This is a genomic window from Pseudomonas extremorientalis, assembly GCF_001870465.1.
GTDB classification, from domain to species: domain Bacteria; phylum Pseudomonadota; class Gammaproteobacteria; order Pseudomonadales; family Pseudomonadaceae; genus Aquipseudomonas; species Aquipseudomonas extremorientalis.
Genome location: NZ_MDGK01000003.1, coordinates 67,636 through 90,402, shown reverse-complemented (window position 1 = coordinate 90,402; position 22,767 = coordinate 67,636). Strand labels below are relative to the sequence as shown.

Annotated in this window: 17 protein-coding genes; 4 read left to right on the top strand and 13 right to left on the bottom strand. The window is 61.5% G+C overall.

Going from position 1 to position 22,767, the window contains the following annotated elements:
- Both BFN10_RS00410 and BFN10_RS00405 read right to left on the bottom strand, forming a co-directional pair.
- A complete protein-coding gene (locus tag BFN10_RS00410; protein ID WP_003174327.1) occupies positions 1–960 on the bottom strand; it encodes an AAA family ATPase in 960 nt (319 codons plus the stop codon).
- 258 nt (positions 961–1,218) lie between these two features.
- Positions 1,219–1,572: a hypothetical protein gene (locus BFN10_RS00405; protein WP_071487948.1), complete on the bottom strand. Its 354-nt coding sequence runs from the start codon at positions 1,570–1,572 to the stop codon at positions 1,219–1,221.
- A 492-nt stretch (positions 1,573–2,064) separates the two neighbouring features.
- On the opposite strand from BFN10_RS00405, the gene BFN10_RS00400 reads away from it, so the two are divergent.
- Entirely contained in the window at positions 2,065–6,924 is a 4,860-nt protein-coding gene (locus tag BFN10_RS00400; protein ID WP_071487947.1) for an NAD-glutamate dehydrogenase, read from the top strand.
- A gap of 90 nt (positions 6,925–7,014) precedes the next feature.
- Here the strand turns inward: BFN10_RS00400 and BFN10_RS00395 are convergent, their stop codons facing one another.
- The 4 genes from BFN10_RS00395 to BFN10_RS00380 form a co-directional block, all read right to left on the bottom strand.
- Positions 7,015–8,040: an SEL1-like repeat protein gene (locus BFN10_RS00395; protein ID WP_130898139.1), complete on the bottom strand. Its 1,026-nt coding sequence runs from the start codon at positions 8,038–8,040 to the stop codon at positions 7,015–7,017.
- 97 nt (positions 8,041–8,137) lie between these two features.
- Entirely contained in the window at positions 8,138–8,818 is a 681-nt protein-coding gene (locus BFN10_RS00390; RefSeq protein ID WP_071487945.1) for a GntR family transcriptional regulator, read from the bottom strand.
- A gap of 17 nt (positions 8,819–8,835) precedes the next feature.
- Positions 8,836–9,537 (bottom strand): FadR/GntR family transcriptional regulator, encoded by a 702-nt coding sequence (locus BFN10_RS00385; RefSeq protein ID WP_012724653.1) that lies wholly within the window; start codon positions 9,535–9,537, stop codon positions 8,836–8,838.
- Positions 9,538–9,598: 61 nt separating this feature from the next.
- Positions 9,599–10,924: a C4-dicarboxylate transporter DctA gene (locus BFN10_RS00380; protein ID WP_172963357.1), complete on the bottom strand. Its 1,326-nt coding sequence runs from the start codon at positions 10,922–10,924 to the stop codon at positions 9,599–9,601.
- A 217-nt stretch (positions 10,925–11,141) separates the two neighbouring features.
- On the opposite strand from BFN10_RS00380, the gene BFN10_RS00375 reads away from it, so the two are divergent.
- Positions 11,142–11,771 (top strand): DNA-3-methyladenine glycosylase I, encoded by a 630-nt coding sequence (locus tag BFN10_RS00375; protein WP_071487943.1) that lies wholly within the window; start codon positions 11,142–11,144, stop codon positions 11,769–11,771.
- Between the two features lie 30 nt (positions 11,772–11,801).
- On the opposite strand, the gene BFN10_RS00370 is transcribed toward BFN10_RS00375, so the two are convergent.
- The 6 genes from BFN10_RS00370 to BFN10_RS00345 all read right to left on the bottom strand — a co-directional run bounded on the left by BFN10_RS00370 (position 11,802) and on the right by BFN10_RS00345 (position 17,456).
- Positions 11,802–12,203: a cupin domain-containing protein gene (locus tag BFN10_RS00370; protein ID WP_071487942.1), complete on the bottom strand. Its 402-nt coding sequence runs from the start codon at positions 12,201–12,203 to the stop codon at positions 11,802–11,804.
- 84 nt (positions 12,204–12,287) lie between these two features.
- The gene (gene pdxR, locus BFN10_RS00365; RefSeq protein WP_071487941.1) at positions 12,288–13,721 is read right to left on the bottom strand and encodes a MocR-like pyridoxine biosynthesis transcription factor PdxR; all 1,434 of its coding nucleotides are present in this window, start codon (positions 13,719–13,721) and stop codon (positions 12,288–12,290) included.
- 70 nt (positions 13,722–13,791) lie between these two features.
- Positions 13,792–14,559 carry an SDR family oxidoreductase gene (locus BFN10_RS00360; RefSeq protein ID WP_071487940.1) on the bottom strand — a complete coding sequence of 256 codons (768 nt, stop codon included), beginning with the start codon at positions 14,557–14,559 and terminating at the stop codon, positions 13,792–13,794.
- Positions 14,560–14,568: 9 nt separating this feature from the next.
- Positions 14,569–15,636, bottom strand: coding sequence for a phosphotransferase family protein (locus BFN10_RS00355; protein ID WP_071487939.1), 1,068 nt, complete (start codon positions 15,634–15,636; stop codon positions 14,569–14,571).
- A gap of 129 nt (positions 15,637–15,765) precedes the next feature.
- On the bottom strand, positions 15,766–16,719 hold the full coding sequence (locus BFN10_RS00350) for a 2-hydroxyacid dehydrogenase (protein WP_071487938.1): 954 nt from the start codon (positions 16,717–16,719) through the stop codon (positions 15,766–15,768).
- A 143-nt stretch (positions 16,720–16,862) separates the two neighbouring features.
- The gene (locus BFN10_RS00345) at positions 16,863–17,456 is read right to left on the bottom strand and encodes a TetR/AcrR family transcriptional regulator (RefSeq protein WP_071487937.1); all 594 of its coding nucleotides are present in this window, start codon (positions 17,454–17,456) and stop codon (positions 16,863–16,865) included.
- Positions 17,457–17,740: 284 nt separating this feature from the next.
- Here BFN10_RS00345 and BFN10_RS00340 point away from each other — a divergent pair, with 284 nt between their 5' ends.
- Positions 17,741–19,018, top strand: coding sequence for a serine/threonine transporter (locus BFN10_RS00340; RefSeq protein WP_071487936.1), 1,278 nt, complete (start codon positions 17,741–17,743; stop codon positions 19,016–19,018).
- Between the two features lie 177 nt (positions 19,019–19,195).
- Here BFN10_RS00340 and acnB read toward each other — a convergent pair whose 3' ends face one another.
- Complete coding sequence (acnB, locus tag BFN10_RS00335) at positions 19,196–21,805, bottom strand: bifunctional aconitate hydratase 2/2-methylisocitrate dehydratase (RefSeq protein WP_071487935.1); 2,610 nt, start codon at positions 21,803–21,805, stop codon at positions 19,196–19,198.
- A 396-nt stretch (positions 21,806–22,201) separates the two neighbouring features.
- On the opposite strand from acnB, the gene BFN10_RS00330 reads away from it, so the two are divergent.
- Positions 22,202–22,672 carry a DUF1289 domain-containing protein gene (locus tag BFN10_RS00330; RefSeq protein WP_071487934.1) on the top strand — a complete coding sequence of 157 codons (471 nt, stop codon included), beginning with the start codon at positions 22,202–22,204 and terminating at the stop codon, positions 22,670–22,672.
- Positions 22,673–22,767 lie beyond the last annotated feature (95 nt).

Genomic DNA, 22,767 nt, shown 5'->3' with positions numbered 1-22,767 from the left:
TCAAGCGACGGCAACGACGTCGAGAATGCGTTGCACCACGCGGTCCTGGTCGATGCCGGCGGCTTCGGCTTCGAACGACAGGATGATGCGATGGCGCAGCACGTCGAACAGCACCGCCTGGATGTCTTCCGGGCTGACGAAGTCGCGACCGGCCAGCCAGGCATGGGCGCGGGCGCAGCGGTCGAGGGCGATGGAGCCGCGAGGGCTGGCGCCGTAGGCGATCCACTCGGCCATCTCAGGATCAAATTTGGCCGGCGTGCGCGTGGCCATGACCAGTTGCACCAGGTATTCCTCCACCGCGTCGGCCATGTACAGGCCGAGGATTTCCTTGCGTGCGGCGAAGATCGCCTGCTGGCTGACGCGGCGTTCCGGCTTGGTTTCGCCGTTGAGCGCTTCGCCACGGGCCTGTTGCAGGATGCGTCGCTCCACGGCGGCGTCGGGGAAGCCGATCTTGACGTGCATCAGGAAACGGTCGAGCTGGGCCTCCGGCAGGGGGTAGGTGCCTTCCTGTTCGATGGGGTTTTGCGTGGCCATCACCAGGAACAGCGGCGACAGGTCATAGGTACTGCGCCCGACGCTGACCTGGCGCTCGGCCATGGCTTCCAGCAGCGCCGATTGCACCTTGGCCGGGGCGCGGTTGATTTCGTCCGCCAGCACCAGGTTGTGGAAGATCGGGCCCTGCTGGAACACGAAGCTGCCGGTTTCCGGGCGATAGATCTCGGTGCCGGTGATGTCGGCGGGCAACAGGTCGGGGGTGAACTGGATACGATGGAACTGCGCTTCGATCCCTTCGGCCAACTCTTTGATGGCCTTGGTCTTGGCCAGGCCCGGCGCGCCTTCCACCAGCATATGGCCGTCGGCGAGCAAGGCGATCAACAGGCGATCGATGAGTTTTTCCTGGCCGAGAATCTGCGTAGAAAGAAAGGTTCGCAGCGCAAGCAGCGCTTCACGATGTTCCATCGATGACGGTTCCTGGAGAGATGAGCCTTGGCGTTGTGAAAAATGCCAAGACCTGGGGCGTCTACTTTAATGCATCGAGGGGGGTGGCGACTAACGGCGTGACGGGTATTTTTGGCAAATCTTGTAGGAAATTTGTGTGGGAACGCGGTCGATGTGGGAGGGGGCTTGCCCCCGATTGCAGTGGGTCACACGCAGATGCAGGAACTGGTTCGCCGCTATCGGGGCAAGCCCCCTCCCACATGTGATTGTGGGTGCCGCTTAAATTCGGGTGAAAGTGCCGGTGCCTTTCAGGATGTTTTGCAGGGTTTGCTCGACTTCGGCCATATCCGACGCCGCCGTGGCGTGGGTAATCTCCAGCTGGTCCTTGCCACCCAAGGCATCGGCATCCCCGGCAGCCAATTCGACCAGCAGGGTAGTGTCACTGAGCGTGACCTTCAGCCCATCCAGCGTCGAGGGCTCGTAATCCCAGGTCAGTTCCACTTCGTCCTCATCCGGGTAGCGGGTCAGCATGAACATTTCGCCGTTCTTGCCGTGGCAGCAGAGCATCGCCATGTTGTCTTCTTCGTCGTCGCACGGCGTGGCCATCAGGGCGTCGGTTTTCAGTTGCAGCATGGGCAATCCTGTCTGGGGGAGGGCGTAATGCGCGCAATTGTGCCATTGCGGCGAATTTTGTGCTGCTTCCTGTGTCAGAACTCGTGCATGACCTGGCGGGCAATATCGGTCATTTCTGATACTCGCCGGCGTGGAAATAGCCGGTTTTTCTCCCGGAAATGATGGGTTGCCCAAGTCGCAACCCGGCGCCTGCTTGCCGATGACCGAATATGTCGCAGCGTCGCAAGCAGCTGGCTTCCCACACTCGTTAAGCTGCACAACGGATGTGCATGAGCCTGGCGCCTGACCTGCCCGTCGTACCGTCACCCGGCAAGGTGCACATCTTATGGAAGTTGTATGTGACCTCATTGTCTTGTCCAGCTTCACCCACCTGTCACCCTGATTCGTTTATGGTGCTTAACTCGTCACCCAGCGAACAGCGCTGACGGTCTCCCCGCAAGGGGATAACACGCGACGCTTCCATCAATAACAAGCCCAAGCGGAGTACCACAGATGGCGTTTTTCACCGCAGCCAGCAAGGCCGACTTCCAGCATCAACTGCAAGCGGCACTGGCGCAGCACATCAGTGAACAGGCACTGCCACAAGTGGCGCTGTTCGCTGAACAATTCTTCGGCATCATTTCCCTGGACGAACTGACCCAGCGTCGCCTTTCCGACCTGGCCGGTTGCACCCTCTCTGCGTGGCGCCTGCTTGAGCGCTTTGACCACACCCAACCGCAAGTGCGGGTCTACAACCCCGATTACGAACGTCATGGCTGGCAGTCGACCCACACCGCGGTCGAAGTGCTGCACCATGACCTGCCCTTCCTGGTGGACTCGGTCCGCACCGAGCTGAACCGCCGTGGCTACAGCATCCACACCCTGCAGACCACCGTGCTCAGCGTACGCCGTGGCGCCAAGGGCGAGTTGCTGGAAATCCTGCCCAAAGGCACCCAGGGCGAAGGCATCCAGCAAGAATCGCTGATGTACCTGGAAATCGATCGTTGCGCCAACGCCGCCGAACTGAACGTGCTGAGCAAAGAGCTTGAGCAGGTGCTGGGCGAAGTGCGCGTGGCCGTGGCCGATTTCGAACCGATGAAAGCCAAGGTCCAGGACCTGCTGGCCGGTATCGACGCAAGCCAGTTCGCTATCGACGGCGAAGAAAAAGCCGAGATCAAGAACTTCCTGGAATGGCTGGTGGGCAACCACTTCACCTTCCTCGGCTATGAAGAGTTCGTGGTACGTGACGAGGCGGACGGCGGTCATATCGAATATGACGCCGGTTCCTTCCTCGGTCTGACCAAGCTGCTGCGCGCCGGCCTCACCGCCGACGATCTGCGCATCGAAGATTACGCCGTGGCCTACCTGCGTGAGCCAACCGTGCTGTCCTTCGCCAAGGCCGCGCACCCGAGCCGCGTGCACCGCCCGGCCTACCCGGACTACGTGTCGATCCGTGAGATCGACGCCGACGGCAAGGTCATCAAGGAACACCGCTTCATGGGCTTGTACACCTCCTCGGTGTATGGCGAAAGCGTACGGGTCATTCCATACATCCGCCGCAAGGTCGCGGAAATCGAACGCCGCTCGGGCTTCCAGCCCAAGGCGCACCTGGGCAAGGAACTGGCCCAGGTCGTTGAAGTGCTGCCCCGTGACGACCTGTTCCAGACCCCGGTCGACGAGTTGTTCAGCACTGTGATGTCGATCGTGCAGATCCAGGAGCGCAACAAGATTCGCGTGTTCCTGCGCAAAGACCCGTACGGTCGTTTCTGCTACTGCCTGGCCTACGTGCCACGCGACATCTATTCCACCGAAGTGCGCCAGAAGATCCAGCAAGTATTGATGGATCGCCTGAAGGCCTCGGACTGCGAGTTCTGGACCTTCTTCTCCGAATCCGTGCTGGCCCGTGTGCAGCTGATTCTGCGGGTTGACCCGAAGAACCGCCTGGATATCGACCCGCTGCAACTGGAAAAGGAAGTGGTGCAGGCCTGCCGCAGCTGGCAGGACGACTACTCCAGCCTGGTGGTGGAAAGCTTTGGCGAAGCCCACGGCACCAATGTGCTGGCGGACTTCCCGAAAGGCTTCCCGGCCGGTTACCGCGAGCGCTTTGCCGCGCACTCGGCGGTGGTCGACATGCAGCACTTGCTCAGCCTCACCGAAGCCAACCCGCTGGTGATGAGCTTCTATCAGCCGCTGGGCCAGGTCTCCGGCCAACGCGAGCTGCATTGCAAGCTGTACCACGCCGACACCCCGCTGGCGCTGTCCGACGTGCTGCCGATCCTGGAAAACCTCGGCCTGCGCGTGCTGGGTGAGTTCCCGTACCGTCTGCGTCATGCCAATGGCCGTGAGTTCTGGATCCATGACTTCGCGTTCATCGCCGCCGAAGGTGTGAACCTGGATATCCAGCAACTCAACGACACCCTGCAGGACGCGTTCGTGCACATCGTGCATGGCGACGCCGAGAACGATGCGTTCAACCGCCTGGTACTCACCGCCGGCCTGCCATGGCGCGACGTCGCGCTGCTGCGCGCCTACGCCCGTTACCTCAAGCAGATCCGCCTGGGCTTCGACCTCGGTTACATCGCCAGCACCCTGAACAACCACACCGACATCGCCCGCGAGTTGACCCGGTTGTTCAAGACCCGCTTCTACCTGGCGCGCAAGCTCACCGCCGACGACCTGGAAGACAAGCAGCAGCGCCTGGAGCAAGCGATCCTCACCGCCCTGGACGATGTCCAGGTGCTCAACGAAGACCGCATCCTGCGTCGCTACCTGGACCTGATCAAGGCGACCCTGCGTACCAACTTCTACCAGACCGACGCCAACGGGCAGAACAAGTCGTACTTCAGCTTCAAGTTCAATCCGCACGCGATCCCTGAATTGCCCAAGCCAGTGCCGAAGTTTGAAATCTTCGTGTACTCGCCACGGGTCGAAGGCGTGCACCTGCGCTTCGGCAACGTCGCCCGCGGCGGCCTGCGCTGGTCCGACCGTGAAGAAGACTTCCGCACCGAAGTGCTTGGCCTGGTAAAAGCCCAGCAAGTCAAGAACTCGGTGATCGTGCCGGTGGGTGCGAAGGGCGGCTTCCTGCCGCGTCGCCTGCCTCTGGGCGGCAGCCGTGACGAGATCGCGGCCGAGGGCATCGCCTGCTACCGCATCTTCATTTCCGGCCTGCTGGACATTACCGATAACCTCAAGGACGGCGCCCTGGTGCCCCCGGCCAACGTCGTGCGCCATGACGACGATGACCCGTACCTGGTGGTGGCGGCGGACAAGGGCACTGCGACCTTCTCCGACATCGCCAACGGCATCGCCATCGACTACGGTTTCTGGCTGGGTGACGCGTTCGCCTCCGGTGGTTCCGCCGGTTACGACCACAAGAAAATGGGCATCACCGCCAAGGGCGCGTGGGTCGGTGTGCAGCGTCACTTCCGTGAGCGCGGCATCAACGTGCAGGAAGACAGTATCACCGTGGTGGGCGTCGGCGACATGGCCGGTGACGTGTTCGGCAACGGCCTGTTGATGTCCGACAAGCTGCAACTGGTCGCGGCCTTCAACCACCTGCATATCTTCATCGACCCGAACCCGAACCCGGCCACCAGCTTCGTCGAGCGCCAGCGCCTGTTCGAGCTGCCGCGTTCGGCCTGGACCGACTACGACACCAGCATCATGTCCGAAGGCGGCGGTATCTTCTCGCGCAGCGCGAAGAGCATTGCCATCTCGCCACAGATGAAAGAACGCTTCGACATCTCGGCCGACAAGCTGACGCCGACCGAACTGCTGAATGCCTTGCTCAAGGCGCCGGTAGACCTGTTGTGGAACGGCGGTATTGGCACTTACGTCAAGGCCAGCAGCGAAAGCCACGCCGATGTGGGCGACAAGGCCAACGACGCCCTGCGCGTCAACGGCAACGAGCTGCGCTGCAAGGTGGTGGGCGAGGGCGGTAACCTCGGCATGACCCAGCTGGGTCGTGTGGAATTCGGCCTCAATGGCGGCGGTTCCAACACCGACTTCATCGACAACGCCGGTGGCGTGGACTGCTCCGACCACGAAGTGAACATCAAGATCCTGCTCAACGAAGTGGTGCAGGCCGGTGACATGACCGACAAGCAACGCAACCAGTTGCTGGCGAGCATGACCGACGAAGTCGGCAACCTGGTGTTGGGCAACAACTACAAGCAGACCCAGGCCCTGTCCCTGGCAGCGCGCCGTGCCTACGAGCGTGCTGCCGAGTACAAGCGCCTGATGAGCGACCTGGAAGGCCGTGGCAAGCTGGACCGCGCCATCGAGTACCTGCCGACCGAGGAGCAGTTGACCGAGCGCGCCGCGAACGGCAAGGGCCTGACCCGTCCGGAGCTGTCGGTGTTGATCTCGTACAGCAAGATCGACCTCAAGGAAGCGCTGCTCAAGTCGCTGGTACCGGATGACGAGTACCTGACCCGCGACATGGAGACCGCGTTCCCGCCGAGCCTGGTGGCCAAGTTCGGTGAGGCCATGCGTCGCCACCGCCTCAAGCGCGAGATCGTCAGCACCCAGATCGCCAACGACCTGGTCAACCACATGGGCATCACCTTCGTGCAGCGACTCAAAGAGTCGACCGGCATGAGCCCGGCGAACGTGGCCGGCGCCTATGTGATCGTGCGTGACATCTTCCACCTCCCGCACTGGTTCCGCCAAATAGAAGCCCTGGACCACCAGGTCTCCGCCGATGTGCAATTGCAGTTGATGGACGAGCTGATGCGCCTGGGCCGTCGCGCCACGCGCTGGTTCCTGCGCAGTCGTCGCAACGAGCAGGACGCAGGCCGAGACACCGCGCACTTCGGACCGCACCTGGCCGCGTTGGGCCTCAAGCTCGACGAACTGCTGGAAGGGCCGACCCGCGAAGGCTGGCAGAAGCGCTACCAGGCCTACACCGAAGCCGGTGTGCCGGAGCTGCTGGCGCGCATGGTTGCAGGTACGACCCACCTGTACACCTTGCTGCCGATCATCGAAGCCGCTGACGTGACCGGGCATGACGCCGCCGAAGTGGCCAAGGCCTACTTCGCCGTTGGCAGCGCTTTGGACTTGCCATGGTACCTGCAGCAGATCAGCGATCTGCCGGTGGGCAACAACTGGCAGGCTGCGGCCCGCGAAGCGTTCCGCGACGATGTGGACTGGCAGCAACGCGCGATCACCATCTCCGTCCTGCAAATGGCCGACGCGCCACAAGACATGGAAGCCCGCGTGGCCCTGTGGCTTGAGCAGCACAAGGACATGGCCGAGCGTTGGGTGGCGATGATGGTGGAAATCCGCGCGGCGGTCGGCACGGACTACGCCATGTACGCGGTGGCCAACCGTGAGTTGCTGGACCTGGCGTTGAGTGGTCAGTCGGTGCTTTAAACGGCTGATCCGTCGTTGAAAACAAAAATCCCCGCATGCAATGATGCGGGGATTTTTTATGGGGCCTTCAATGTCGCTGATGTTCCGGGATCAATGCGGTGCGCCCACGATGATGAAGGGGGCGATGGATTTGAATACGTGTTCTATCCGTTCGTGCAGGCCGACGCGGATTGCTTCACTGGCCGAATACTGTTGCGGCGTCATTTGATGCCAAATAGCATCCATGTCATGTTGCAGGTTTTCAGCCGCGAGGGGGTTGGTCAGTTTTGGCAGAACCATGCCCAGCACTGCATAGGCCTTGGCGAAATCCCTTTCAAGTCCGTACGTCCGCGGTGCCACGGTGTGTCGCTGTACGGCAAGGGACAACCCTTGGTTGATATGCGGCATGCCTGCCAGTGCATACCCATATTCCACCAACGCATCGAGTTGACCCAATAAAGCGAGCTGGACCAGTCGTTGTTGTTTTTCCAGAATGTCTGCGGTGGACGTAGGGGAGAAAACACGCTCAGCCAGCGCCGGCACGCTACCGCCGTCGGCCGCTTTCTGCCGAAGCTCTTCGATCAGTGCGTGACGTTCCACGGCGTTGGGGACCAGTTGCGGAGTATCGTGATAGGCCTCGGCGAGCTCGAATTGCGCTGAAGAATCGTTGAGGGCAACGGCTTTTTTCAACCAATTCACATCCTTGTCGAGTTTAAACAGGAAGCTCATGGCCTGAGTATCTCCGGCCTCCGCCTTGGGGGTGAGTATTTCAGCGGCTTTGCGCAGGGATTGGGTATCGCCCAAACGCATCAGTGCCGGGACGTAGTCTTGAGCCGCCGCCAGCCTCAGCCATTGGCGAGTTTCTTGCGAGGCAATGCGAAAACCACCATCCCGGCGGGTAACGCAGGTTGCCATTGCGTACTGGGCTTGAGCCTTGCCTTGGGCGGCGGCAATCGTCAGGCATAGCTCGGCTTTGTCATAGCTCTCAAGCGCGAGCAGTTCAAAGCCGATCTTTGTCGCGATCTCATTCAGTTGTCCCAGTGATCCATTGATTGTTTCACCCAGTAGGCTTTTCTGCGCATTCAGCTGTGTGAGCAGCGCGAACAGCGCAGGCATGGTTTGAGTATCTACATACATGATGATGACCTGTGATTAGGCACTTTAGTTGTGCAGACACAGGGTATGGAGCAGGTCGGTATCCGGGCGGTACATACCTAGGGGGTGAGGGGCGTGGTCATTGATTCAGTTGTCTTTCCAGGTGATTCAGGTGCAGGGTCATCAGGTTGACGGCGCGGGTGACGTCCTGCTGTTCAATGGCGTCGGCGATTGCCCCATGCTCCTGCCATGCGCAGTAGGTACAGGCTTGCGCTTCATAGCGAGCGATTGCGAGTGACGTCAGCGGCACCAGGCTGTTGAGGAACTGTGCAAGCGGCTCGTTACCGGCGATCTTTGCCAGTTGCAGGTGAAACTCCCCGGATAACCGAATCGCCGGCCCACGCTGGTCGCGCTCGATGCATTCGCGCTCCCTGGTGATCAAGTCGCGCAACTGGCGTATTTTCGCGGGAGTGGCTTGGGCGCAGGCCAATTGCACCACCGTGATTTCCGTCAGTCGCCGCGCTTCCAGAATTTCCCGGGTCTGTTGTGCGTCCGGTGCTGCCACCTGGGCACGCTGGTTGGGGCGCAGGATGATTACTTGCTGATGGGACAGCTTGGCCAGGACCCGGCGGATCACACTGCGACTCACACCAAAGGTCTCGCCCAGGCCTTCTTCGGTAAAACGGCTGGCCGGGGCAATACGCTGTTCGAGGATGGCGTCGAACAAGCGCGGATAGATGTCATCCACTGAAGGCTTTTTACCGGCGACCAGGCGCAGGGTCGGGAGGATAGGGTCGTAGTGCAAGGCGTGGGCGGTCATGGCCTGTCTCCAAAAAATCAGCTGCCCAGATGGTCGTCCGGGATGTTCAAGCGAATACCCATGCGCAGGCCTTCCTGAAGGATGTGCCGCCGCATCTCGGCACTGGCCAGGGCGCTGTTCTTGTTGCGGATGGCGCGTACTACGGCTTCGTTTTCCTGCAGGCGTTCGGCCAGGTGTTCGGGCGAGTTGCGCAGTACCTGGGCGCTTTGCTTGAGGGCATTGCTGGTCTGTTGCACCACGTTCTGGAAGATCGGGTTGGAGGTAAGGGCGAACAGCTCTTCGTGAAAGCCGATGTAGGCGTTCATGCCGGCTTCGGCGTCGCCCGCGTCGAGGGCTTCGCGCATGTCCATCAAGGTCAGGCGCAGTTGGCCGACTTCCTTGCTGCTGATGGACTGCGCTACCAGGCCGACAATGAAGGGTTCGAGGGTGTAGCGCAGTTGCAGGATGTCTTCCAGGCTGGCGTCGGCTACCGCGTCGCTGGATTGCGGTTCGCTGACGCTGGTTTCCAGCACCACCACGCCTTTGCCAGGCATGGAGCGCACCAGGCCGAGGGTCTCCAGCACGATCACCGCTTCACGCAGGCTGGGGCGGCTGATGCCCATCTGTTCGGCCAGTTCGCGTTGGCCGGGGAGCATTTCACCCCGGCGCCACTGTCCACGTGCCAAGGCGGCGCGGAGTTTTTCTACGACTGAATTGACGACGGTTGAGGTGCTGATCACGTCGTGCGTCTCCCTGATCTTGCAAATAGATGTGTGGGAGGGGGCTGCCCCCTCCCACATTTCAGAACTCTTGATGCGCCGGTAATACCGGCTTCTTGGCCTGGAAGGCATAGCCTTGCTGACCGTCCAGCACCTTGTTGGCGCGCTGGATATCGATGTCTTTTTCCCAGCGAGCAATGGCCACGGTCGCCACGCAGTTGCCGATCAGGTTAGTCAATGCACGGCCGATGCCCATGAACCAATCCACCGCCAGCACCAGCACCAGGCCCACCACCGGAATCGCCGGGATCGCGGTGAGGGTCGCCGCCAGGATCACCAGCGCCGACCCCGGAATGCCGTGGGCGCCCTTGGAGGTGATCAACGACACCAGCAGGATCGTCAGCAGGTCGGTCATCGACAGGGGTGTACCAGTGGCGTTGGCGATAAACACAATGGCCAGGGTCAGGTAGATCGAGAACCCATCGAGGTTGAACGAATACCCCGTTGGAATCACCAGGCCCACGGTGGAACTGCCAATGCCCAGGTGCTCCAGCTTGCGCATGATCTGTGGCAATACGGCGTCAGAGGAAGCGGTGCCCATCACGATCAGCAGTTCTTCACGCAGGTACTTGAGCAGCGGCAACATGCGCAGGCCCGACAGGCGCATCACCATGCCGAGGATCAGTGCGACAAAGGCAAGACACGTCAGGTAGAACAGGCCCACCAGGCTGCCCAGGTGTTGCAGGGAGTCCAGGCCATAGGTGCTGGTGGTGAAGGCGATCGCGCCGAACACACCGATCGGCGCCAGGCGCACGATCATGCCCATGATGCGGAAAATGATGTGGCTCAGTTCGTTGATCAGTCGCGAGATGCCCGACGCCGCTTCGCCCACCAGGTTCAGCGCGCTGCCGAACAGCACCGAAAACAGCAGCACTTGCAGCACGTTGTTGTCGGCAAAGGCACCGATGACCGAGTTGGGAATCAGGTCCATCAGGAACTGACTGGTGCCGCGGATGTGCTGGCCCTTGTCGGCCAGTTCATTCAAACCAGCGGAGGACAATTGTTCCAGGTGGATATTGGCGCCTTGGCCGATGCCGGTGCTGAAGGCCATGACCAGGCCGATCACCAGCGCAACGGTGGTGAGGATCTCGAAGTAGATCACTGACTTGAGGCCGATGCGTCCGACTTTCTTCAAGTCCCCGGCGCCGGAAATGCCGCTGACCACCACGCAGAACACGATCAGGCCGATCAGCATTTTGATCAGCTTGATAAAGCCGTCACCCAGGGGTTTGAGTTGCGAGGAGAATTCGGGAAGGGCCAGGCCGCAGGCGATGCCGAGCATCAGGCCAATCACGACTTGCAGGAAAATCGAACGCGAGCACCATCTGAGCATGGGAGGGATCTCTATTCGGTGCCCTGGTGGTTCCAGGGCTTAATTTTTGTGGTCTTACCGGTAAGTCCAGTGCGGGGCCAGTCTACGCCCGGTATTTTTGAAATCACAAGCAATTATTTGGCGGTTGAGAGGTCCCGGTCTGACCAGTTGGTCGGTAACGACGATGCTTGAGCGGTTGGCAGGGCGGAATTTTTTTCGCTTATCATCCGCTGCTCGGCACATGAGGTGATGGATGGACACACCAGGACTGACCACTGACGAAACCGGGCAGACCCACTGCACCTGGCGCACGGCGGCGCCGGAGTACCCGCGTTACCACGACGCCGAATGGGGCGTGCCGGTGGCGGACGATATCCAGTTGTACGAGAAGATCTGCCTCGAAGGCTTTCAGGCGGGCATGGCCTGGATCACCATCCTGCGCAAGCGCGAGCAGTTCCGGGTGGCCTTCGAAGGCTTTGATTTTCGGCGGGTGGCGCAGTACGGCGAAGCAGATATCGCGCGGTTGATGCAGGACCCGGGCATTGTGCGCAATCGGGCCAAGATCGTGTCCACGATCAACAATGCGCGCCGGGCGTGTGAGCTGGTGGACGAGACCGGTTCGCTGGCGCGCTGGTTGTGGGCGTTCGAACCCGATGAGGATGAACGGCCGGCGGTGGTGGACATGGCTTACTGGACGGGCAACCCCACGTCGCCGGCCTCGGTGCGATTGTCCAAGGCCTTGAAGAAGCGCGGCTGGACGTTCGTGGGGCCGACCACGATGTATGCGTTGATGCAGGCGATGGGCATGGTCAATGATCACCTGGAAGGCTGTGCTTGTCGCGAGCGGATCGAATGCCTGCGCCGCCAGTTCAAACGCCCCTGAGTCACTGACCGATACAAATCAGAAGGTGGGTTACTTGGGCAGAGGGGTAAGCACCTCGGCCTTGTCATCCAGCACCATCACCACCAGCAACCTGGCCGGCTTGGTCTGGCTGGCATTGCTCGATTCAAAGTGGCGGGAACCCGCTGGCTCGTAGAACGACTCGCCGACCTTGTAGGTTTTCGCGGGCTCGTCATTCACCCGTGAAGTGATCGCGCCTTCCAGCACATAGGCGACGGCGGTGCCGGTGTGGCTGTGGGGCACGGTGGCCTGCCCGGGGGCGTAATCGACGGTGAGCATGAGGGTTTTCTTGCCCGGGACATTGGCCAGCGCATGCTCCTGCAGGACCTTGATCGACTCCTGGTTGTACACCGGTTCGTGAGCCACGGCGCTGAGCGAGGCGAGCATCAGGGAGGCGGCGAGCAGTCGTTTCATGATGAGGTTTCCGAGTAGTTCGAGACCTCTTCACCCTACGCCGCGGGGCCTGAGTGACCAATGACCAATCCGGCGGAAAATCCGCTAGCCAATCTGCTGGAGAATATCGCGGACCGTATCCAGCGCCGGGTCGATGTCCAGGGCCTCGATGGCACCGAAGCCGATGATCAGGCCAGGACGTACCGGCGCATCGTGGAAGAACACATCCAGGGGATACAAGCCCACTCCTGCCTGGCGCGCCAGCTCCATCAGCAGCGGCATGTCCACCGGCACCTTGCACAGCGCCGCCATGTGGAACCCGGCCACGGTCGGCACCGCTTCGAACCACGGCGACAGATCCCCCGCCAGGCGCTGCAGGATCCGCTCGCGGCGCCCGGCGTAGACCGTGTGGCAGCGGCGGATGTGCTTGAGCAGGTAGCCCTCGCTGATGAACTTGGCCAACGCCCACTGGGGCAGGGTGGAGCTGTGCTGGTCGGTCAATTGCTTGGCCTTGAGCACCGCGCCGTAGATCGCCGGCGGCAGCACCGCGTAGCCCAGGCGCAACTCGGGCAGCAGGGTTTTCGAGAAGGTGCCCACATAGGTCACCACACCACGGGTGTCCAGGCTTTGCAGCGAGTCGGTGGGCCGCCCCTCATAGCGGAATTCGCTGTCGTAATCGTCCTCGATAATGATCGCGCCCAGCTCGAACGCCCGCGCCAGCAAGGCTTCACGACGCGCCAGGCTCATGGGCATGCCCAGGGGGAACTGGTGGGAGGGCGTCACATAGATCAGCCGTGTGCCGTCGGGAATCAGGTCGACCCGGATGCCCTGTTCATCCACCGGCACGCTGGCGACCTGGGCGCCCACCGCCATGAACATCTGGCGGGCGGGGCTGTAGCCGGGGTCTTCCATCGCCACAACGCTGCCCGGTTCCAGTACCACGCGGGCAATCAGGTCCAGCGCCTGTTGCGCGCCGTTGGTGACCACGATGTCGCTGTCGCGGCAGTTGACGCCACGGGAGAACGCGATGTGCCCGGCGATTGCGCTGCGCAGCGCCGGCAAGCCTTCGGGTTGGCTGTAGAAGCCACTGTTCCGGGCAATGCGCCGCAGCGCGTCCTGGGTGCAGCGGCGCCATTCATCCAGGGGGAACTGGTGGCGGCTGGTCGCACCGCCGATAAATTCGTAGCGCAAGGTGCTGTCGCGGGTGGGATGATGCATGGGCGAGGGCAGTGCCTGCCATTTCGCCAGGTTAGCGGCGCAGGCCAGGTCGGTGGCGGTTTGCACGCGATTCGTCTGTGGTGCCCACGCATTGACGAAGGTGCCACGGCCAATCTTGCCCACCAGCAGGCCTTCATAGGTCAACGTGGCGTAGGTGTCGGACACGGTCTTGCGCGATACGCCCAATTGCTCGGCCAGCAGGCGGCTGGGTGGCAATTGCGCGCCCGCCGCGAGTCGGCCGGTGGCGATGGCTTCACGCAACTGCTGATAAAGCTGGGCAGCCAGGTCCTTGCGCCCGTTGATGACGATGTGGAGTTCCATGTTTCATCCTGGGACAGTTCGATCTGCGCCAAGGTTACGCGCAAATCGATCTGTAGAAACCCAGGCGTACTCAGGACAGGAAACCGCCGTCCACATTCAGCGATACGCCGGTGGTGTAGCTGGACGCGTCACTGGCCAGGAACAGCACCGCACCGGCCATCTCGCTCGGGTCGGCCACACGCTTGAGCGGGATCTGCGCCAGGGCCATTTTGAGGATGGAATCGTTCTTCACCAGCGCCGAGGCGAACTTGGTGTCAGTCAGGCCCGGCAGCAGGGCGTTGCAGCGAATGCCGAACGCCGCGCATTCCTTGGCGAACACCTTGGTCATGTTGATCACGGCGGCCTTGGTCACCGAGTAGATGCCCTGGAACACACCCGGCGAGATCCCGTTGATCGAGGCGACGTTGATGATGCTGCCGCCGCCGTTCTCGCGCATCAGTTTGCCGGCTTCCACGGACATGAAGAAGTAGCCGCGGATGTTCACGTCCACGGTCTTCTGGAACGCACCGAGGTCGGTGTCCAGCACGTTGCAGAATTGCGGGTTGGTCGCGGCATTGTTGACCAGGATATCCAGGCGGCCGAACTGCTCGCGGATACCGGCGAACACCTGGGTGATCTGCTCCATTTCACCGATATGGCAAGCGATGGCCGTGGCTTTGCCACCGTCGGCGATGATCGCATCGGCGACGTGCTGGCAGCCTTCCAGCTTGCGGCTGGAGACGATCACGTGGGCGCCTTGCTGGGCCAGCAACTTGGCGATGGCCTCGCCGATGCCACGGCTGGCGCCGGAAACGAATGCGATCTTGCCATCGAGGTCGAACAGGTGGGTCTTGGACATAGCGGTTCCTTAAAGGGACGATTTGCTGATGACGTTCAGGCTCATCTGCTCGAGCAGCTTGTTCATGTGAATGAACTGCGCAAAGCGTTTGTCCTGGGTCTGGCCATGGAAGAAGCGGTAGTAGATCTGCTGCACGATGCCGGCCAGGCGGAACAGGCCGTAGGTGTAGTAGAAGTCGAAATTGTCGATCTGGATGCCGGAGCGTTCGGCGTAATAGTCGACGAACTCACGGCGATTGAGCATGCCGGGGGCGTTGCTCGGCTGGCGGCGCATCAACTGCACCGGCGCCGGGTCCGCCGCTTCGATCCAGTAGGCGAGGGTGTTGCCCAGGTCCATCAGCGGGTCGCCGAGGGTGGTCAGTTCCCAGTCCAGCACGCCGATGATCTGCATCGGGTTGTGCGGGTCGAGGATCACGTTATCGAAGCGGTAGTCGTTGTGCACGATGCTGGACGTGGGTTGATCGGCCGGCATCTTGTCCTCGAGCCAGGCGCGTACGGCTTCCCAGCTTGGTGCGTCGGGGGTCAGGGCCTTTTCGTAGCGGTCGCTCCAGCCGCGGATCTGGCGCGCCACGTAGCCGTCGGGCTTGCCCAGGTCGGCCAGGCCGCAGGCGTGGTAGTCCACCTGGTGCAGTTCCACGAACTTGTCGATGAAGCTTTTGCACAACGCTTCGGTCCTGGTCGCATCCAGGCCCAGTTCGGGCGGCAGGTCGGAGCGCAGGATGATGCCGTTGACGCGCTCCATCACATAGAACTCGGCACCGATCACCGACTCGTCAGTGCAATGCACATAGGCCTTGGGGCAATAGGGGAAACCGTCCTTGAGCTGGTTGAGAATGCGGTATTCGCGGCCCATGTCATGGGCGGACTTGGCCTTGTGGCCAAAGGGTGGGCGACGCAGCACGAATTCCTGGCCGGGGTATTCCAACAGGTAGGTCAGGTTCGACGCGCCACCGGGAAACTGGCTGATCCTGGGCGTGCCGTCCAGGCCCGGGATATGGGCCTTGAGGTAGGGATCGATCAGGCTGGCATCAAGCTCTTCGCCTGGGCGAATCTGGGTCGATTGGTCGTTCAGCGCCATGCTTATCCCTTCTGCTTATTCTAAAGGCCTCGGACTATTTCCTAATCTAATGCGCACAGCCGCCCAGCGACAAGGTCGGGGCGGCTTAATAGGTTAGCGTGTTGGAGGATGATCAGCGTGCCTGATCGGTCATTTCGTAGGCGGGGGCAGGGCGACCGGAGTGAGCACCGGGCGGCCGGCAAAGTACTCCACCAGGTTGTCGGCCACGCGCTGCACGGTGTCATGGGCCGCTTCCGGCGACAGCCCGGCCACGTGGGAGGTGAGCACGGTATTGCCGAGTTTCTTGAGCGCGTCGGGCACCTTGGGCTCATCGTCGAACACATCCAGCGCCGCGCCACCGATGCGACGCTGCTCCAGGGCGGCGACCAGGTCGGCGGTGACCACCACGCTGCCACGGCCGATATTGACCAGGTAGCCATTCGGCCCCAGGGCATCCAGGGCATGGCGGTCGATCAGGTGGCGGGTGCTGGCACCGCCCGGCGTGGCCAGGATCAGGAAGTCCGAGGTGCGCGCCAGTTCAACGGCGGTGGCGCAGTAGGTGTAGTCCACATCGTCACGGGGCTGGCGGTTGTGATAGCTCACTTGCATGCCGAACCCCAGGGCGGCGCGCTTGGCGATCTCCATACCTACGGCGCCCAACCCGAGAATGCCCAATTGTTTGCCGCCCAGGGACGGGCGCATCACTTTGGGCCATTCGCTGCGGCGCACCGCGGCGTCGGTCTGCGGGATTCCGCGCACCAGCGCCAGCAGCAACGCCATGGCATGATCGGCCACCGACGGCGCATTCACCCCGGCGCCATTGGTGACCACGATCCCGCGGTTGCTGGCGGCCTGCAGGTCGACGTGCTCGTAGCCGGCGCCGATCACGCAGATGATTTCCAGCAGGGGCAGGGCGGCGATTTCCTCGGCGTACAAGCCCAGCGGACCACGGGTCAGCACCGCCTTGATCTGGCTGCCGTGGGCCTTGATGGCTTCGGCGCGTTCGGCGGGTGTCGGCGCCAGGATCACATGAAAGTCATTGCCCTCGATGATGGGCAGGTATTCGTTGATGGTTTCAACCAGGACCAGAACAGTGGCGGTCATCGGAAGGCTCTTCCTGAAGGGTTTGAGGGGAGGAGTATGCGGTATTTGTGCGGTCAGAAGCGGGTCTCGACTGCGCTTGCCCGCCGCCGGAAGCGGTCGTGGTGGTATGGGTGAGGACGAGCCGGAAAAAGTTCATGGCCTGGTCATGCCGGGACGGGGGAAGGGCTGTCAACGGGCAGGAGGGCATTTCTTGCAGCCTTCAGGAACTCGTCCGACAGGCTATTGCCCCGTGTCGCACGTGCCAGGGTCACTGCGCCCACCATCATTGCGTACTGGGCCAGCATGGCTTGACGGTCACCGCCCTCGAGTTGGGCGAAGATCTCCAGGGACTTTTCAACGCCTTCTATAAAGGTGCGCTGCAAAGCGGTATCGGCCGGTTCATGGCACATGTCCGGGGCGAAAGCCGAGACCGGGCAGCCGTCGCCGGGGTTGTCGCGGTGGGTGGCGGTCAGGTAGGGCCCCAGCACCGCCTGGCGCGCGGCCTGTTGATCGTCGCTGTGCTCGATTTTGGCCTGCCAGCCCAGGTTGGCGTGCTCGAATGCCTGTTGGCAGGCTTCGGTGGCCAGGGCTTCCTTGGAGGCGAAGTGCCCGTAGAACCCGCCGTGGGTCAGGCCGGCAGCAGCCATCACGTCTGACAGGCTGATACCGTGCAGTCCGCGCTCACGAAACAGGTGCGTGGCGGCCTCGACGATGATTTCGCGGTTGAGATCGGCTTGTTTGCGGGAGACGCGAGGCATGGCGGGGCTCTCTGGATAAGCGGCGGGCGTTGTGTGAAAACTACAGTAACAGCCGTGATTCTAAAATAGATTGGTGTGGGAATGTATATTCTGCCTTCAGCCACAGGCCCCGAAAACCGCCGTCTACAGCCGCCCCTACGGGCGTGCACCGCACCACCGTTCCTCAGCTAAGTCTTTGCTTATTCACAAGAATCCCGGACAATCCGGCCCCTTCTATGGTCGGGGCGCTGCCTGTCAGGTTTTTCTGACTCGTCCCGGCCGTGTAAATGCGGAGATCCGACCGGATGAATGATCAGGCCAATAGCGTCGACGAACGCTATGCAACGACACCTGCAACCCTCACAAGCTGGAGCCGCCAGGACACCACCTGGATGCTTGGCTTGTTCGGTACCGCCATTGGCGCCGGTACGCTGTTCTTGCCGATCAACGCAGGCCTGGGCGGCTTCTGGCCCCTGGTGATCCTGGCGCTGCTGGCGTTCCCGATGACCTTCTTCGCCCACCGTGGCCTGACCCGCTTCGTGCTGTCCGGCCGTGAAGGTTCCGACATCACCGACGTGGTGGAAGAACACTTCGGCATCAAGGCCGGTGCGCTGATCACCTTGCTGTACTTCTTCGCCATCTTCCCGATCCTGCTGATCTACAGCGTGGCGTTGACCAACACGGTCGGCAGCTTCATGGAACACCAACTGCACATTGCGCCACCGCCCCGGGCGATCCTGTCGTTCGTGCTGATCCTCGGCCTGCTGGCCGTGGTGCGTTGCGGCGAGCAAGTGATCGTCAAGGCCATGAGCCTGATGGTGTATCCGTTTATCGTCGCGTTGCTGTTCCTGGCGGTGTACCTGATTCCGCACTGGAACGGCGGCATCCTCAGCACCGCCAGCGTCATCCCCGCACCGTCCGCACTGCTCAACACGTTGTGGCTGGCGATCCCGGTGATGGTGTTCTCGTTCAACCATTCGCCGATCATCTCGGCCTTCGCGGTGGACCAGAAGCGCCAGTACGGCGCCCACGCCGATGAACGCAGCTCGCAGATCCTGTCCCGTGCGCACCTGTTGATGGTGGTGATGGTGCTGTTCTTCGTATTCAGCTGCGTGCTGACCCTGTCGCCGGCGCAACTGGCCGAAGCGAAGGCGCAGAACCTGTCGATCCTGTCGTACCTGGCCAACCACTTCAATAACCCGACCATCGAGTTCGCAGCGCCGTTGATTGCGTTCGTGGCGATTGCCAAGTCGTTCCTGGGGCATTACATCGGTGCGAGTGAAGGCCTCAAGGGGCTGGTGCTGAAGACCGGTCGTCGCCCTGAGGCCAAGCGCCTGGACCGCATGACGGCGGCGTTCATGCTGGTGGTGTGCTGGATCGTGGCGACGTTGAACCCGAGCATCCTCGGCATGATCGAGGCGCTGGGCGGTCCGATCATTGCTTCGATTCTGTTCCTGATGCCGATGTATGCCATTCGCAAGGTGCCGGCCATGGCCAAGTACCGGGGGCAGGCGTCCAATGTGTTCGTCACGGCGGTTGGCCTGGTGGCGATTACTGCGGTTGTCTATTCGTTCTTCGCTTAAACCTGACGCGGTAAAAATGTGGGAGGGGGCTTGCCCCCGATCGCGGTGTCTCAGTGCCGGATTTATTGGCTGACCCACTGCTATCGGGGGCAAGCCCCCTCCCACATTTGTACTGCATTCCAGGCATAAAAAACGCCGCGTACCTCACGATACGCGGCGTTTTTTCACATCAACACCTTAGGCTTGAATCACCGGGATGTTGGCGCTTGCTGCGATCTTGCGGAACTCGGCGATCTGGTCGAAGTTCAGGTAGCGGTAGACGTCACTGGCCATGGTGTCCAGTTTCGCTGCGTAGCCCATGTACTCTTCGACGGTCGGCAGGCGACCCAGGGTAGAAGCTACCGCTGCCAGCTCGGCCGAAGCCAGGTAGACGTTGGCGCCGTCACCCAGACGGTTCGGGAAGTTACGGGTCGACGTCGACACCACGGTCGAATTCGGCTCAACACGTGCCTGGTTACCCATGCACAGCGAGCAGCCCGGCATTTCCATGCGCGCGCCAGCCTTGCCGTAGATGCCGTAGTAGCCTTCTTCGGTCAGTTGGTGAGCGTCCATCTTGGTCGGCGGCGACAGCCACAGACGGGTTGGCAGCTGACCCTTGACCTGCTCCAGCAGCTTGCCGGCCGCGCGGAAGTGACCGATGTTGGTCATGCACGAACCGATGAACACTTCGTCGATCTTCTCGCCGGCAACGCTCGACAGCAGGCGGGCATCGTCCGGGTCGTTCGGTGCGCAGAGGATCGGCTCGTTGATGTCGGCCAGGTCGATCTCGATGATTTCGGCGTATTCCGCGTCGGCATCGGCTTCCATCAGCTCAGGGTTCTTGACCCAGGCTTCCATCGCTTGGGCGCGACGTTCCAGGGTGCGTGCATCGCCGTAGCCTTCACCGATCATCCAGCGCAGCAGGGTGATGTTGGAGTTCAGGTATTCGGTGATCGACTCTTTCGACAGCTTGATGGTGCAACCGGCAGCCGAACGTTCAGCCGAGGCGTCGGACAGCTCGAAAGCCTGTTCCAGCGTCAGGTCGTTCAGGCCTTCGATTTCCAGGATGCGGCCGGAGAAGGCGTTCTTCTTGCCTTTCTTCTCTACAGTCAGCAGACCCGACTGGATCGCGTAGTAAGGAATGGCATGAACCAGGTCACGCAGGGTGATGCCAGGCTTCATCTTGCCTTTGAAGCGCACCAGGATCGATTCCGGCATGTCCAGTGGCATCACGCCAGTGGCTGCGGCGAACGCAACCAGACCGGAGCCGGCCGGGAACGAGATGCCCATCGGGAAACGGGTGTGGGAGTCACCACCGGTACCCACGGTGTCCGGCAGCAGCATGCGGTTCAGCCAGCTGTGGATGATGCCGTCGCCTGGACGCAGCGATACACCGCCACGGGTCATGATGAAGTCAGGCAGGGTGTGGTGGGTGGTCACGTCGATCGGCTTTGGATAGGCCGCGGTGTGGCAGAACGACTGCATTACCAGGTCGGTCGAGAAGCCCAGGCACGCCAGGTCTTTCAGTTCGTCACGGGTCATCGGACCGGTGGTGTCCTGGGAACCCACGGTGGTCATCTTCGGTTCGCAGTAGGTGCCAGGACGAACGCCTTTGCCTTCTGGCAGGCCGCACGCCTTGCCGACCATTTTCTGCGCCAGGGTGAAGCCTTTGCCGGTGTCGACAGGCGCTTCAGGCAGCTTGAACAGGTCGGTTGGGCCCAGGCCCAGCTCGGCACGGGCCTTGTCGGTCAGGCCGCGACCGATGATCAGCGGGATACGACCACCGGCGCGGACTTCGTCCAACAGCACCGGAGTCTTCATTTCGAAGGTGGTGATGACTTCGTCGGTGCCGTGTTTGCAGACCTTGCCAGCATGCGGGTACAGGTCGATCACGTCGCCCATGTTGATGTTGGAAACGTCGAATTCGATGGGCAGTGCGCCGGCATCTTCCATGGTGTTGTAGAAGATCGGGGCGATCTTGCTGCCGAAGCAGAAGCCGCCAGCGCGCTTGTTCGGCACGTACGGAACGTCGTCGCCGAAGAACCACAGTACGGAGTTGGTCGCGGATTTACGCGAGGAACCGGTACCGACCACGTCACCGACGTAGGCGATCGGGAAGCCCTGGCCGCGCATTTCTTCGATCTGCTTCATCGGGCCGGTCTTGCCTTGCTCGTCCGGCACAATGCCTTCACGGGCCATTTTCAGCATGGCCAGGGCGTGCAGTGGGATGTCGGGACGGGACCAGGCATCCGGCGCAGGGGACAGGTCGTCGGTGTTGGTTTCGCCGGTCACCTTGAATACGCGCAGGCTGATCTTGTCGGCCAGGGTAGGGCGGTTGCGGAACCACTCGCCGTCAGCCCAGGACTGGATAACGGCTTTGGCGTGTTCGTTGCCGTTACGGGCTTTTTCGGCCACGTCGTGGAACGCATCGAACATCAGCAGGGTGTGCTTGAGTTGGGCGGCGGCGACGGGAGCCAGTGTGGCGTCGTCCAGCAGCTCGACCAGGGTCACGATGTTGTAGCCGCCTTGCATGGTGCCAAGCAGTTCAACGGCGCGTTTCTTGTCGATCAGGGGGGAAGTGGCTTCGCCCTTGGCCAGGGCAGACAGGAAACCGGCCTTGACGTAGGCAGCTTCGTCAACGCCTGGTGGAATGCGGTTGGTAATCAGGTCAACGAGGAATTCTTCTTCGCCAGCCGGGGGATTTTTCAGCAGCTCGACCAGGCCTGCGGTTTGTTCGGCGTTAAGCGGCTGGGGAACAATACCCAGGGCTGCGCGCTCTTCGATATGTTTGCGGTAGGCTTCAAGCACAGTTATTACCCTCATCAGTGGTCCCACGGGACGCTCATCCAGAAATGAACGGCACGCATGCGCTCGGGGGCTTTTTGGGCCGCAAAGCCAGCGCTGCCGGCATTCCTCACAGAAGCTGCTTTCAAAGTTTTACGCCTGCAGAACGGAGCTGATGAGGGTTGGCGAGGGCTTTGACCTACCGAGTCAGGGCCCGCGCCAACACCGTTCTGAAGGAACGACTGTGCTCGTGACGCTTTGAAAACAGCTTCCAGCGGATTATTGGCGCCTTACAAGGCCGGATGATTCTACGGCAAAAAATTTCTAAAGGTAAGTTGCCTGACCAAGTTTGCTGGGTGATCACGCTTAGACAAAGGGCTAACATGGCGCATTGTTTTGCTGATCTGCGTGTCGTTACCCATGTCCAACCAAACCATCAAGACCCCCTGCGTCGGCCTGTGCTCCACGGTTTACGGCGATGTGGTGTGCCGTGGCTGCAAGCGCTTCCACCACGAAGTGATCCAGTGGAATGGCTATAACGAGGAAGAAAAACGCGCGGTCTGGCTGCGATTGGAGCAGCTGTTGGTGCAGGTGATGGCCGGCAAACTGGAGGTGTTCGACCCCAAGACCCTGCGCGGCCAGCTGGAACAGCGCAAGATCCGCTTCGTGCCGCACCAGTCCGAGTACTGCTGGGCCTACCAGTTGATCGCCCGGGGCGCGCGGGTGATTTCCAACCTGGAGGCGTATGGGATGGTGCTATTACCGGAATTTCGCGATTGGCCGTTGCCGGACCTGCGCGACGCGATTGACCGTGAGTTCTTTATCCTGTCCGAGGCGCATTACCAGCGCTATATCGCGCCCGGCTTTCTGCGTGATGTGTTTTCCAACTGACAACGGATAACCCCTGTGGGAGGGGGCTTGCCCCCGATGGCGGTGTGTCAGCCCGGGATTTATCAACTGACACACCCTCATCGGGGGCAAGCCCC